Below are 12,018 nucleotides of genomic sequence, written 5' to 3'. Positions count from 1 at the left end.
CGGTGACCTTTTTTCTGGCTATATCGCGATCAGGAGCAGCTGCCGGAGAGCGCCGTGATGTCCGTGCGAACCTCGACGCCCTGCTGGACCACCGGCGCGGCGTTCAGCAGCTTCGGATCGTTGGCTTGCGCCTGCATGTCGTACAACACGGTCGCGCAAAGCGAATCGTCGGAGGGTGAACCGACCTTCGACGGATCGACGATCGTCAGGCCGGTGGAGGGGGGGCCTCCGAAGCAGGAGGTGTCCGTCGCGGTCACGTAGTAGATACCGGCCGAATTTTTCTGGAGCAGTTCCGAATTCTTGATCACGCGGGCACGTTTGCACTCGAGGTTCTTGATCGTGACCTTCGTCGAAGCCGCGGTGCTGTCGGCGGTGGTGTCGTCTGCCTTGCTCGTGCCGAGATTGACGGTGGTGGTCGTGCCTGCGGCCTTGTACGGATCCCAGGTGGTGTAGGGCTGATTCAACACCGTGTCGAGCGCGTAATTGGCTGCTGCAACCGCCTCGGTTCGCACCTGCTCATTGCTGACAATCTGGGTATGGCGCGTGGACAGCCGAATCACGCTGACCGCGACGAGGCTGATCATCAGCAGCATCACCATGCCGATCATCAGCACGGCGCCGGACTGGGCGCGGTGGGCTCGGCAGACATTTTTCATCTTCATGATTCGCGGCGCGCCTTGGGGGTGACGAACGAGATATAGGTGCTGTAGACGCGCCGCTTCGGGTTGCCCGCGGCGTTTGCGGCAACGCTGACGCTGGTGTCCGCGCCGAGCACGAAACTCGCGGCATTCTGGGTGTTCTGGCTCGAATCGCTGGAGCGGGCCAGCAGCCAAATTCGTACGCCGATGACTTGTGTCCAGTCCGTATAAGGCGGCAGAGCAGGCGGCACGTTGGGGTTGGGCGCAGCCGCGAACACGTCGGGTGTTCCATCTGCAGGGGTGCTGGTGTCGAACGCGTACTCGATTTGCATCTGCTCGATGTTCTCGACCAACACCACAGGATCAGGGAGATTGCCGCTGGGCGGGAGGATGAGCGGAATATCTCGATAGCTCAACTCGTTCGCCGCGCTGACGTAGTAGATACGGCGAACGAGTTTGCGCTTCGGTGCCGGCGTGCCGGCAACACAGGTCTTGGTTTGAAGCGTGAAGTCTGACGAACCGCCCTGCAAGAGCTTGATCGGCGTCGCGCTGTATTCGCTGCCGCACTCGGACACCTGCAAATAGGCATCTGCGTTCGACTCGAGCGGGCAACCCGGGTCGCCGACGGCGCAGGTGCTCGCTCGCTGAATGAACAACGCATCGGTACCGGCTTTGCGTGCAATGCAAGACGGATCGGCGTCTGTATTCGCCCCTGCCGCGCTGCCAAGCCCCAGGACGTAGTAAGTCAACGAGTCTTGCCATTTGCCAAGGTTCGCGACCCCGGTCAGGCACATCGCTGTCGCTGCCTCGGCAGGCGTGATGATCGGAGTGACGGCCGCCGTCGGCTTGACCAGCGATCCGTAGAACCCCGTCTGCGACAACTCGCGGCTCAGAACGTCGAGGGCATAGCGCCCGTTCTCAATCACCTCCGCACTCCGTTCGACCTCGCTTCGGGACCGGCTGCTGCCAGCGAAAAGGACACTCACCGCGGCGACGATCAGCAGACCGATGACGAGCGCAATCATCAACTCGATGAGCGTGAGCCCTCGCTGGTGACGGCAACGGGCTTCTGAGGTCGACGCAAGGGCTCGGCGGTACATGTCGGTCCTCAAGATGACTTGGTCAGGTTCGGCACCAGCACGCGGACCGTGACGCCACGCCGCAGCCGGTCGCCGAAATTCACATCGTTGGCGCAGAAGTTCTGACCCGCCGGAGAATCGGGGTCGGGTTCGGCACTCGGCGATTTGCCTTGCCACACGACCGTGACGTAGATGTCGGCCAGTGCGTTGCCCTCCGCCGGCACGACCCGGATCAGGCAGCCGCGGGCGCCGATCATGGCGCCGACCTTCGAGCTGCCCTCCAGGGCCGCGGCGCCCTGCAGCGCCAGCCCCCACTGACACATTTCGAACTCTGCCTCCGCCAGCGGAACGCCCGCTCCCGCGACGCAGACGGAACCGGTGCTGAAGTCCTTGGCATTCGCGCCCGAACCCACGTAAACGCCGCCGTGGGTGGAACTGACGGCATCATTGAGATAGCCGTCGACGATGGCTCGCGAATCGGTCAGACGGCCCTGCATTTCACGGACCAGCGAAAGCGCCTCGCCACGCTGGTAGGACTCGAATTCCATGACGGTCGACCTGGCTTGCATGCCGATCACGCCCAGAATGCCCAGCAGCATCACGGCGATGGTCACCAGCACTTCGATCAGCGTGAAGCCGCGCATGCCGGTCGCTCGGGTACGGAATCGATGAAGGTCAGCTAGCAACATGATGTCGATTGGGTGACGGCCCGGCCACTGGCAGAAATGCAGACCCAACGATTGACCTTGGCAGACGGGACGCTGAGCTTGATCGAGGACGAACCGCCGGAGGTCAGCCGGCCGGAGGAGTTGAAAACGAACAGCAAGTTGCCGCTCGTCGAGGGGGATGGGCACGTCGAGGTGGTGGATACCACGGAGGGGGAGCCCGTCTGTTGAAGGAGCGCGGTACCCGTTCCGTCGCTGCTTTGGGTGATCTTCCAGTCCCCGACAACGGTGTCGTCCCCCGAATTCGTGAAGTTGAACGCCACCTTGTCATTGCGCTTGAGTGCCTCGCTGCGAGCGACCCAAAGCGATTCATTCAGCGCCGAGGCGACGGACTTGATGCGCTGCGTGGCGATCAGCTGCTGGAACGAGGGCGCGGCCAGCGCCGCCAGGACGGCGACGACGGCCAAGGTGACCATCAACTCGATGGCCGTGAAGCCGCCCTGGCGAGCGCGCCGCGTTGCGCGCCGAACCTGGGTCAATGCCGCCGGGGTTGCCATCGCGTCACTTGCCCCAGTAGCCCGAGGCGTCCGGCGCCTTGACGCCGGTGTTGTCGAGCGTCATCGTCTGCTCGCCCGACACTGCCTGGCTCCCTGCCGGCGCGGCCGTTGCCGTGAAGCCCGAGCAGTCGGCCGGAGTGCAAGCGACCGAGATCGTGTAGGCCGCCTGGATTTCGGCCGGCGTCGCGAAACCGGTGTCCGCCAGCACGGTGGTGTACACACGCCGGTCGAGGAGGTAGCTTTGTTCCTTGCTGGCCAGATCCATCAAGGCCGCCTGCGCGGTCGCCCGCTTCCCCTTGCGGATGTACGACGCATAGGACGGGTAGGCGATCGCCGCCAGAATCGCCACGATCGCAACGGTGATCATCAGTTCCATCAGCGTGAAGCCGCGCGCCCGCCCGCCCCAGGGGACCTTCGAGCTTGCCGTCGTCGTCATCGGCATCTTTTCCAGAGACTGAACCATCGGGCTGTATCCTCCATGGCGCGCCCCTCGACCCTTGGATCCGATCAGAGGCACGCCGCAGGAAATCATTTCAAGATGTCACAAAGTACAAGTGGATGTGAAATTATCACATTCACCTGAAGTCAGGCTTTGCCGACGCGGCCGTTTCGTGGGAAAAGTGACAGAAGGCCCGTTTGACCCGACAGGCGGTTCGCCTTCATCCACATCTGGCGCCGGCCCCTTCGGCCTTGAAACTGCCCAAAACACCCTTATGATTAGCACTCGTCAAAGCTGAGTGCTAACAACACTGGCTTCCGATGATGGGGCGCCGGCAACCTTGCCGGCACCCGAACCAAACCCCGTTTCTTATCAGGAGATGCAATGAAACTTCGTCCTTTGCACGATCGCGTGATCGTCAAGCGCATTGAAAGCGAAACCAAGACCGCCTCGGGCATCGTGATCCCCGACAACGCCGCCGAAAAGCCCGATCAGGGCGAAGTCCTGGCCGTCGGTCCTGGCAAGAAGAACGACAAGGGCGACCTGATCTCGATGAACATCAAGGTCGGCGACCGCGTCCTGTTCGGCAAGTACAGCGGCCAGACCGTCAAGGTCGATGGCGACGAACTCCTGGTCATGAAGGAAGACGACCTCTTCGCAGTGGTCGAGAAGTAATTTCTCGCCCCTTCATCCCCCTATCCAACTGAATCTCGGAGAAATCTCATGGCAGCAAAAGACGTAGTCTTCGGCGGTGAAGCCCGCGCGCGCATGGTCGAGGGTGTCAACATCCTCGCCAACGCAGTCAAAGTGACCCTCGGCCCCAAGGGCCGCAACGTGGTGCTCGAGCGCTCGTTCGGCGCCCCGACCGTGACCAAGGACGGTGTGTCCGTGGCCAAGGAAATCGAACTCAAGGACAAGCTGCAGAACATGGGCGCCCAGCTCGTGAAGGAAGTGGCTTCCAAGACCTCGGACAACGCCGGCGACGGCACCACCACCGCGACCGTGCTGGCACAAGCCATCGTTCGCGAAGGTTTCAAGCTGGTGGCTGCCGGCATGAACCCGATGGACCTGAAGCGCGGCATCGACAAGGCGGTCACCGCCCTGGTCGCCGAGCTCAAGAAGGCTTCGAAGGCCACGACCACCTCGAAGGAAATCGCGCAAGTCGGCTCGATCTCGGCCAACAGCGACGAAACCATCGGCAAGCTCATCGCTGACGCGATGGACAAGGTCGGCAAGGAAGGCGTGATCACCGTCGAAGACGGCAAGTCGCTCGACAGCGAACTCGACGTCGTCGAAGGCATGCAGTTCGACCGCGGCTACCTGTCGCCCTACTTCATCAACAACCCCGAAAAGCAAAGCGCGATCCTGGAGAACCCGTTCGTGCTGCTGTTCGACAAGAAGATCAGCAACATCCGCGACCTGCTGCCGACGCTGGAGCAAGTGGCCAAGGCCGGCCGTCCGCTGCTGATCGTTGCCGAAGAAGTCGAAGGCGAAGCCCTGGCAACGCTGGTCGTGAACACGATCCGCGGCATTCTGAAGGTCGTGGCCGTCAAGGCACCTGGCTTCGGCGACCGCCGCAAGGCCATGCTCGAAGACATCGCCATCCTGACGGGCGGCAAGGTCATCGCCGAAGAAGTGGGCCTGACCCTCGAGAAGGTGACCTTGGCCGACCTCGGCCAAGCCAAGCGCATCGAAGTGGGCAAGGAAAACACCATCATCATCGACGGTTCGGGCGCCCCTGGCGACATCGAAGCCCGCGTCAAGCAAGTCCGCGTGCAGATCGAGGAAGCCACTTCCGACTACGACCGCGAAAAGCTGCAAGAGCGCGTGGCCAAGCTGGCCGGCGGCGTTGCAGTGATCAAGGTCGGCGCTGCCACCGAAGTCGAAATGAAGGAAAAGAAGGCGCGCGTCGAAGACGCCCTGCACGCCACCCGCGCTGCAGTGGAAGAAGGCGTGGTTGCCGGTGGTGGCGTGGCCCTGCTGCGCGCCAAGCAAGCCGTGGGCGACACCCTCAAGGGTGACAACGCCGACCAGGATGCCGGCATCAAGCTGGTGCTCAAGGCCATCGAAGCGCCCCTGCGCGAGATCGTCAACAACGCCGGCGGCGAAGCCTCGGTGGTGGTGAACGCCGTGTTGGCCGGCAAGGGCAACTACGGCTTCAATGCCCAGAACGACAGCTACGGCGACATGCTCGAGCTGGGTATCCTGGACCCGACCAAGGTGACCCGCACCGCCCTGCAGAACGCCGCTTCGGTGTCCTCGCTGCTGCTGACGACCGAAGCCATGGTCGCTGACGCACCGAAGGACGAAGCCGGCGCCGGCGGCGGCATGCCCGACATGGGCGGCATGGGTGGCATGGGCGGCATGGGGATGTAATTCCCCCCGGCCCGGCTGCCACAGCCAAGCCAAGAGCCCCGCGGTGCGAGCCGCGGGGCTTTTTTTCGTCCTGTCGGAGCACCGGGGCGGATCGGCGTACAACCGGGGCTTCGACCCGAAAACGCAGCGAAGGACCCACCGGCATGAACTCCAAGACCCTCGTCGCACCCCCGGTGCCGGCACGCCGCGCCCTGCTGTGCGCACTCGCGCTCGGCGCCGGAGGACTCGCGCTGCGCCCCGGCGCGTCCGCCTGGGCGGCCGAGCGCGCCACCGTCGTCCCGGCGCCGGCCGACGACCCGGCCGCAGGGGCCGCCGCCACGACCGAGACCGCAGTCATCGCCGGCGGCTGCTTCTGGGGCGTTCAGGGTGTGTTCCAGCACGTCAAGGGCGTGACCAGCGCCGTCTCGGGCTATGCCGGCGGCGAGGCCGCAACGGCCAACTACGAAGCCACCAGCTCCGGCCGCACCGGCCATGCCGAATCGGTGCGCATCAGCTACGACCCGAAGCAGATCAGCTACGCGCGGCTGCTCCAGATCTATTTCTCGGTCGCCCACGACCCGACCGAGCTGAACCGCCAGGGACCGGACGTCGGCAGCCAGTACCGCTCGACCATTTTTGCGGCCAACCCCGAGCAGGCACGCATCGCCAGGAACTACATCGCGCAGCTCGACCGCGCCCGCGTCTTCGGCAAGCCGATCGCGACCACCATCGAGCCGCTCAAGGCCTTCTATCCGGCCGAGGCGTACCACCAGGATTTCATGACCCGCAATCCCGACCACCCCTACATCGCGATCAACGACCTGCCGAAGGTCGACAACCTGAAGAAGGTGTTTCCGGCCAGCTACCGCGCCAAGGCGGTGCTGGTGGGCGCAGGCGGCTGAGGGATCAGACGCCGGCCGGGACCGGCCCGGCCGGCGGTCCGTAGGCATTCGATTCCGGCTGGCTCGGCTGCACCATGAAATAGAGCAGCACCAGGGTGCCGATCACCGGGACCAGCCCGAGCAACAGGAACCAGCCGCTGCGGCCGACGTCATGCAGGCGGCGCACGCCGACCGAGAGCAAGGGCAGCAGGAAGGCCAGCACCACGAGGTAGTAGAGGTACTCGTGGATGAAGCCCGCCACGAAAGCCACGATGACATAGGCCAGGATGAACCACCAGTATTCGGGCCGGGTCGCACGGCCGGAAAACTCGACGTACTTGCGAAAGCAGGTCTGGAACGCCTGTTGAAAGTTCATGAGCAACTCCTCTTGCTGATTCCCACGGGACAACCCCCGTGGTCATCATATCGAGCAGGCTGCCGACTTTGATGAAAGCTAGGCGCCCGGGCGAAGGCGCTGCAGCAGGCCCGCGGTCGAGGCGTCGAGCCCCTGCACGTCGCCGGAGGCCAGCCGCGGCTCGATGTCCCGGGCCAGCACCTTGCCGAGCTCCACGCCCCACTGGTCGAAGCTGTTGATGCCCCACAGGGCACCGCTGGTGAAGACGCGGTGCTCGTACAGCGCCAGGAAGGCGCCGAGGGATTCCGGCGTCAGTCGATCGAGAACGAAGAAGGTGCTCGGCCGGTTGCCCGGGAAGTTCTTGTGCCCGCCCGCATCGTGCTGGCCGACCATGAGGGCCTGCGCCTGCGCCAGCGCATTGGCCAGCAGCTTGGGATGATGGCCCGCGAGATCGTGCCCCGCATCGCGCACCGCGATGAACTCCAGCGGCGTCACGTCGGTGCCCTGGTGCAGCATCTGGAAATACGCATGCTGCCCGTTGGTGCCGGGCTCGCCCCACAGCACGGGCGAGGTGCCGAAGGTGAGCAGCTGGCCGGCCATGTCGACCTGCTTGCCGTTGCTTTCCATCTCGAGCTGCTGCAGGTAGGCCGGCAGCCGCTTGAGCGCACTGTGATAGGGCGCGATGCTGCGGGTCGTGAAACGATGGAAATTGCGATACCAGACGTCGAGCAGGCCGAGGCGCACCGGCAGGTTCTGCTCGAGCGGCGCGGTGCGGAAATGCTCGTCCATCGCATGCGCGCCGGCCAGCAGGCCGCGGAAGCCGTCGGCGCCGATGGCCAGCGCGATCGGCAGGCCGATGGACGACCACATCGAGTAGCGGCCGCCGACCCAGTCCCAGAAGCCGAAGGTGGTGTCGATGCCGAAGGCCTTCGCGGCCGCCACGTTGGTGGTCAGCGCGGCGAAATGACGCGCGATATCGACGCCGCCCGACTGCTCGAACCAGCGCCTGGCCGACTGCGCGTTGACCATGGTCTCGGCGGTCGTGAAGGTCTTCGAGGCGATCAGGAACAGCGTGTGCTCGGGCGCCAGCCCGCGCAGGATGCCGGCCAGCTCGTGGCCGTCGACGTTGGAAACGAAGTGGAAGCGCTTGCCCGGGGCCGAGAACTGGTCGAGCGCCAGCACCGCCATCTGCGGACCGAGGTCGGAACCGCCGATGCCGATGTTGACGACATCGGTGATGGTCGAATCCGCGCGCACTTTTTCGGCGTAGGCCAGCATGGCGTCGAGCGTCGCATGGACGTCGCGGAAGGCGCCCGCCAGCTCGCCCGTCACCGGCGCGGAAGCCGGTCGCCGCAGCAGGGTATGCAGCACCGCACGACCCTCGGTGGCGTTGATGTGCACGCCCGCGAACATCGCGTCCCGATGCGCCTCCAGTCCGGCTTCACGCGCCACGGCCAGCAGCAGCTGCTCGGTGCGCGCCTCGACGAGGTTCTTCGACAGGTCGGCAAAGACGCAGGGCGCCGACTGGCTCAGGGCCGCGAAGCGTCCCGGGTCGCTCGCAAAAGCCTCGCGCACGTCGAAGCCGAGTCCGGCCGTGTCGTAATGCAGCTGGAGCGCGCCCCAGGCGGCCGTGCGATCGCAACGGGCGTTCATCGTCAGGTCTCCATCAAACGTTCGAGCTTGACCGCATCGGCCGCGAAGGCGCGGATGCCTTCAGCCAGCTTCTCGGTCGCCATCGCGTCCTCGTTCAGCGCCAAGCGGAAAGCCGCCTCGTCGAGCGAAACCTTCGGGATCTCCAGGCGCTTTGCCGCCTCGGCGTCGAGTGCATGCGCCAGCGGCGCCTCGCTGGCGCTCAGTTCGGCCAACAGCTCGGGGCTGATGGTCAGCAAGTCGCAGCCGGCCAGTGCGGCGATCTGGCCGACGTTGCGGAAGCTGGCGCCCATCACCTCGGTCGCGATGCCGTTCTTCTTGTAGTAGTTGAAGATCTGGTGCACCGACCTCACACCCGGATCGTCGGCACCGGCATTGGCGGCCTCGTCCCATTGCGGGCCCTGCGACTTCTTGTGCCAGTCGTAGATGCGGCCGACGAAAGGCGAGATCAGCTGCACCTTGGCCGCCCCGCAAGCCACCGCCTGGGCGAAGGAGAACAGCAGCGTCAGGTTGCAATGGATGCCCTTCTGCTCGAGCTGGCGGGCGGCCTCGATCCCTTCCCAGGTCGAGGCGATCTTGATCAGCAGGCGTTTTCCCACATCGATGTCCTGCGCCCGATAGAGCGCGACGATGCGCTCGGCGCGCGCGATGGTGGCGTGCGTATCGAAGCTCAGGCGCGCGTCGACCTCGGTCGACACCCGGCCCGGGATGATCGACAGGATCTCGGTGCCGAAGCGCACCAGCAGGCGGTCGATGACCTCGTCGATCGGCGCGCCCTGGTGCTTCTTCACCACCTCGTCCAGCAGCGGACGGTAGTCGGCCTTCTGGACCGCCTTGAGGATCAGCGACGGATTGGTGGTCGCATCCTGTGGCTTGAACTGGGCGAGCTGGCGGAAATCACCGGTGTCGGCGACCACGGTGGTCCGTTGGCGGAGGGCATCGAGTTGGTTCATGCGGGCATTATCCCGCCGCTGCACTACATGGCGTGTGGTCCGTGGCTGACGCGGCCCAGGGCCCGGAAGCACTAGTCTTCTGATTTCGATGGGTCGCCTTCCGGAGAATTCCCATGTCTTTTCGCAGCCACCGTGCACCACCGCCCGCCGCCTTCGACGACCGCGCCCACAGCGCCTCGATCGGGGCCCTGGCAGCCGCCTTCTGCATCGGCGGCGTCGTCACCCTGCTGGCCCTCTCGGGCCGTCGCACGTCACGCGCCGAGACCGTCGCCGGCCCGGCGGATGGCGCGCCGCTCATGCGCGCGCCGCTGCAGGTGGTGGCGCCGGTCGACCTCAAGCGCTATGCAGGCCTCTGGCACGAGCAGGCGCGGCTGCCCAATCGCTTGCGCAAGCCATGCACGGGACCGGTGAGCGCCGAGTACACGCCGCTGGCCGACGGCACCGTGGAAGTGCGCAACCGCTGCGTCCTGGCGGACGGCAGTTTCGACGAATCCGTGGGATTGGCGCGCGTGGTGCCGGTGGCCGGGCAGCCCGGTGCGGGTCGGCTGGAAGTACGCTTCGCGCCCGAATGGCTGGGCTGGCTGCCGCTGGTCTGGGGCGATTACTGGATCCTCAAGCTCGACCGCGACTACCAGGTGGCGCTGGTCGGCACGCCGAGCCGCCAGTCCCTGTGGGTGCTCTCCCGTGCGCCGCGGCTCGACGCCAACCTGCTCCAGGGCGAACTCGACTACGCCCGGACGCTGGGCTTCGATGTCGACAAGGTCGAGCTCACCGGCAGGTAGCGCGCGAGCTGCGCCGGCAACGCGCTCGGCCGCTCGCAGTGGATCGCCTGCCACCCGAGTTCGCGCGCGGCCAGCACATTGGCCAGGGAGTCGTCGATGAAGACCGTCTCCGAGGCCGCGAGCCGGTAGGTCGTCGCCAGCAGTTCATAGATTGCGCGCTGCGGCTTGATGATCTGCACGTCGCCCGAGAAGATGCCGCCGTCGAACCACTGGAAGAAGGGGTGCCGGTACTCGAGCACCCGCGCGTAGGGCGACGGCATGTTCGACAGGTAGTAGAGCCGCAAGTCTTCCCCCGCGTCGCGGCGCGCCCGCAGGCCCGCCAGCAATTCCACGGTGACCGGGATCGGCTCCAGCCGCTCCCCCATCGGTGCCAGCACCTCGCTGAGCCGGTCGGCCGGCAACGACAGGCGCAGCGCCATGCGGCCGATGGCGTCGTCGAGGCTGTGGGTGCCGCGGTCGAAGCCCAGCCAGTCCTCGTGATGGAACATCTGGCGCGCCAGCGCGTGCGCCGCCTCGGCCGTGGGCGCATGCGGCGCCAGCTGGTTTTGAACGAGGGCGACGGGCTCCCAGGTCAGGAGCACGGCTCCGAGGTCGAAAACGACATTCATGCGGCAAGGGGTACGACGGAAACGCCATGGCTGGCGAGGGACAGGGTGGTCTGGGCACCGGCGGCCAGCGGCCGCGCGAGGTCGCTCGACACCACGAACACCGGGCCCAGCGCGGTGTCGAAAGCATATTCGTAAAAACTGCCCAGGTAGGCGGCCTTGCGCAGCGTCGCCGGCAGGCCTATGGCGGCGCCGATCAGCCAGGCCTCGGGCCGTACTGCAACCTTGACGAAGCCGGGCGCCACGTCGTAGCGCGGCGTCAGCGTCAGCGGACCCAGCTCGACGCGGCCGTCGGGCTGGGCGAGGGCCGGGAACACCATCGCCTCGCCCATGAAGCCCGCCACGAACTCGCTGCGCGGGTGGCCATAAAGCTCCTCGGGCGTGCCCTGCTGCGCGATCACGCCGTGGTCCATGACGATGATCTGGTCGCTGACCGCAAGGGCCTCGCTCTGGTCGTGCGTGACGTAGGCGACGGTGAGCTGCAGCCGCTGCTGCAGGCTGCGGATCTCCTCGCGCATCTCGCGGCGCAGGCGGGCGTCGAGGTTGGACAGCGGCTCGTCGAACAGCAGCACGGCGGGTTCGAGCACCAGGGCCCGGGCCAGCGCGACGCGCTGCTGCTGGCCGCCCGACAGTTCGCTCGGCAGCCGGTCGTCGAAGTCGACCAGTCCGACGCCCCGGAGCGCCTCGCGGGCGCGCGCCGCGGCCTCGGGCTTGCGCACCCCGCTCATGCGCAGGCCGTAGCCGACGTTCTCGATCACGTTCATGTGCGGGAACAGCGCGTAGCTCTGGAACATCATGCTGACGTTGCGCTCGGCCGGCCCCAGCGTGGTGACGTCGCGCCCACCCATGAGGATCGCGCCCGAGGTTGGGGATTCGAGCCCGGCGATCATCCGCAACGTCGTCGTCTTGCCGCAGCCCGAGGGACCGAGGATGGTGGTCAGCGTGCCGACCGGCACCTCGAAGCTGATGCCCTTGACCGCCAGCGGCGCGCGCGCGTCGCTGCCGTAGCGCTTGGTGACGTTGCGCAGTTCGATGCCTTGGCTCATGGGTGCTCCGTGT

At 65.9% G+C, this 12,018-nt stretch carries 14 protein-coding genes; 4 read left to right on the top strand and 10 right to left on the bottom strand.

The window, feature by feature from the left end:
• Positions 1-29: 29 nt before the first annotated feature.
• From AC1DYD_RS00160 to AC1DYD_RS00140, 5 genes are read right to left on the bottom strand one after another with little or no spacing between them, the layout of a single operon-like run.
• A complete protein-coding gene (locus AC1DYD_RS00160; protein WP_478170723.1) occupies positions 30-614 on the bottom strand; it encodes a PilX N-terminal domain-containing pilus assembly protein in 585 nt (194 codons plus the stop codon).
• Positions 615-658: 44 nt separating this feature from the next.
• Complete coding sequence (locus AC1DYD_RS00155) at positions 659-1,738, bottom strand: PilW family protein (RefSeq protein ID WP_478170722.1); 1,080 nt, start codon at positions 1,736-1,738, stop codon at positions 659-661.
• A gap of 8 nt (positions 1,739-1,746) precedes the next feature.
• Positions 1,747-2,361: a prepilin-type N-terminal cleavage/methylation domain-containing protein gene (locus tag AC1DYD_RS00150; protein WP_478170721.1), complete on the bottom strand. Its 615-nt coding sequence runs from the start codon at positions 2,359-2,361 to the stop codon at positions 1,747-1,749.
• 35 nt (positions 2,362-2,396) lie between these two features.
• Positions 2,397-2,939, bottom strand: a complete 543-nt coding sequence (locus AC1DYD_RS00145; RefSeq protein WP_478170720.1) for a GspH/FimT family pseudopilin — start codon at positions 2,937-2,939, stop codon at positions 2,397-2,399.
• A gap of 4 nt (positions 2,940-2,943) precedes the next feature.
• Positions 2,944-3,402, bottom strand: a complete 459-nt coding sequence (locus AC1DYD_RS00140) for a type IV pilin protein (protein ID WP_478170719.1) — start codon at positions 3,400-3,402, stop codon at positions 2,944-2,946.
• 360 nt (positions 3,403-3,762) lie between these two features.
• Between AC1DYD_RS00140 and groES the strand changes: the two genes are divergently transcribed.
• The 3 genes from groES (at position 3,763) to msrA (ending at position 6,635) form a co-directional block, all read left to right on the top strand.
• Positions 3,763-4,053 (top strand): co-chaperone GroES, encoded by a 291-nt coding sequence (gene groES / locus AC1DYD_RS00135; RefSeq protein ID WP_286536348.1) that lies wholly within the window; start codon positions 3,763-3,765, stop codon positions 4,051-4,053.
• A 48-nt stretch (positions 4,054-4,101) separates the two neighbouring features.
• Complete coding sequence (gene groL, locus AC1DYD_RS00130; RefSeq protein WP_478170718.1) at positions 4,102-5,754, top strand: chaperonin GroEL; 1,653 nt, start codon at positions 4,102-4,104, stop codon at positions 5,752-5,754.
• A gap of 143 nt (positions 5,755-5,897) precedes the next feature.
• Positions 5,898-6,635: a peptide-methionine (S)-S-oxide reductase MsrA gene (gene msrA / locus AC1DYD_RS00125; protein WP_478170717.1), complete on the top strand. Its 738-nt coding sequence runs from the start codon at positions 5,898-5,900 to the stop codon at positions 6,633-6,635.
• A gap of 4 nt (positions 6,636-6,639) precedes the next feature.
• On the opposite strand, the gene AC1DYD_RS00120 is transcribed toward msrA, so the two are convergent.
• The 3 genes from AC1DYD_RS00120 to tal all read right to left on the bottom strand — a co-directional run bounded on the left by AC1DYD_RS00120 (position 6,640) and on the right by tal (position 9,572).
• Positions 6,640-6,990 (bottom strand): DUF805 domain-containing protein, encoded by a 351-nt coding sequence (locus AC1DYD_RS00120; RefSeq protein WP_478170716.1) that lies wholly within the window; start codon positions 6,988-6,990, stop codon positions 6,640-6,642.
• A 78-nt stretch (positions 6,991-7,068) separates the two neighbouring features.
• Positions 7,069-8,622 carry a glucose-6-phosphate isomerase gene (gene pgi, locus AC1DYD_RS00115; RefSeq protein WP_478170715.1) on the bottom strand — a complete coding sequence of 518 codons (1,554 nt, stop codon included), beginning with the start codon at positions 8,620-8,622 and terminating at the stop codon, positions 7,069-7,071.
• A 2-nt stretch (positions 8,623-8,624) separates the two neighbouring features.
• Positions 8,625-9,572: a transaldolase gene (tal, locus tag AC1DYD_RS00110; protein ID WP_478170714.1), complete on the bottom strand. Its 948-nt coding sequence runs from the start codon at positions 9,570-9,572 to the stop codon at positions 8,625-8,627.
• A 113-nt stretch (positions 9,573-9,685) separates the two neighbouring features.
• On the opposite strand from tal, the gene AC1DYD_RS00105 reads away from it, so the two are divergent.
• A complete protein-coding gene (locus AC1DYD_RS00105; protein WP_478170713.1) occupies positions 9,686-10,354 on the top strand; it encodes a lipocalin family protein in 669 nt (222 codons plus the stop codon).
• On the opposite strand, the gene AC1DYD_RS00100 is transcribed toward AC1DYD_RS00105, so the two are convergent.
• Positions 10,300-10,962 carry an HAD family hydrolase gene (locus AC1DYD_RS00100; protein WP_478170712.1) on the bottom strand — a complete coding sequence of 221 codons (663 nt, stop codon included), beginning with the start codon at positions 10,960-10,962 and terminating at the stop codon, positions 10,300-10,302. The two genes, AC1DYD_RS00105 and AC1DYD_RS00100, sit on opposite strands and share 55 nt — an antisense overlap.
• Positions 10,959-12,005 carry an ABC transporter ATP-binding protein gene (locus AC1DYD_RS00095; RefSeq protein WP_478170711.1) on the bottom strand — a complete coding sequence of 349 codons (1,047 nt, stop codon included), beginning with the start codon at positions 12,003-12,005 and terminating at the stop codon, positions 10,959-10,961. Before AC1DYD_RS00095 ends, AC1DYD_RS00100 begins: the two co-directional genes overlap by 4 nt.
• Between the last annotated feature and the right edge of the window lie 13 nt (positions 12,006-12,018).

The sequence above is a fragment of the Variovorax sp. P4_B11 genome, assembly GCF_056402355.1.
This window is presented reverse-complemented; position numbering and strand designations above follow the sequence as displayed.

What these genes read in the sequence shown, in the direction of transcription:
- AC1DYD_RS00155 (WP_478170722.1), bottom strand. Translation starts at nt 1,738, where the DNA reads ATGTACCGCCGAGCCCTTGCGTCGACCTCAGAAGCCCGTTGCCGTCAC.
- AC1DYD_RS00150 (WP_478170721.1), bottom strand. Translation starts at nt 2,361, where the DNA reads ATGCGCGGCTTCACGCTGATCGAAGTGCTGGTGACCATCGCCGTGATG.
- AC1DYD_RS00145 (WP_478170720.1), bottom strand. Translation starts at nt 2,939, where the DNA reads ATGGCAACCCCGGCGGCATTGACCCAGGTTCGGCGCGCAACGCGGCGC.
- AC1DYD_RS00140 (WP_478170719.1), bottom strand. Translation starts at nt 3,402, where the DNA reads ATGGTTCAGTCTCTGGAAAAGATGCCGATGACGACGACGGCAAGCTCG.
- groES (WP_286536348.1), top strand. Translation starts at nt 3,763, where the DNA reads ATGAAACTTCGTCCTTTGCACGATCGCGTGATCGTCAAGCGCATTGAA.
- groL (WP_478170718.1), top strand. Translation starts at nt 4,102, where the DNA reads ATGGCAGCAAAAGACGTAGTCTTCGGCGGTGAAGCCCGCGCGCGCATG.
- msrA (WP_478170717.1), top strand. Translation starts at nt 5,898, where the DNA reads ATGAACTCCAAGACCCTCGTCGCACCCCCGGTGCCGGCACGCCGCGCC.
- AC1DYD_RS00120 (WP_478170716.1), bottom strand. Translation starts at nt 6,990, where the DNA reads ATGAACTTTCAACAGGCGTTCCAGACCTGCTTTCGCAAGTACGTCGAG.
- pgi (WP_478170715.1), bottom strand. Translation starts at nt 8,622, where the DNA reads ATGAACGCCCGTTGCGATCGCACGGCCGCCTGGGGCGCGCTCCAGCTG.
- tal (WP_478170714.1), bottom strand. Translation starts at nt 9,572, where the DNA reads ATGAACCAACTCGATGCCCTCCGCCAACGGACCACCGTGGTCGCCGAC.
- AC1DYD_RS00105 (WP_478170713.1), top strand. Translation starts at nt 9,686, where the DNA reads ATGTCTTTTCGCAGCCACCGTGCACCACCGCCCGCCGCCTTCGACGAC.
- AC1DYD_RS00100 (WP_478170712.1), bottom strand. Translation starts at nt 10,962, where the DNA reads ATGAATGTCGTTTTCGACCTCGGAGCCGTGCTCCTGACCTGGGAGCCC.
- AC1DYD_RS00095 (WP_478170711.1), bottom strand. Translation starts at nt 12,005, where the DNA reads ATGAGCCAAGGCATCGAACTGCGCAACGTCACCAAGCGCTACGGCAGC.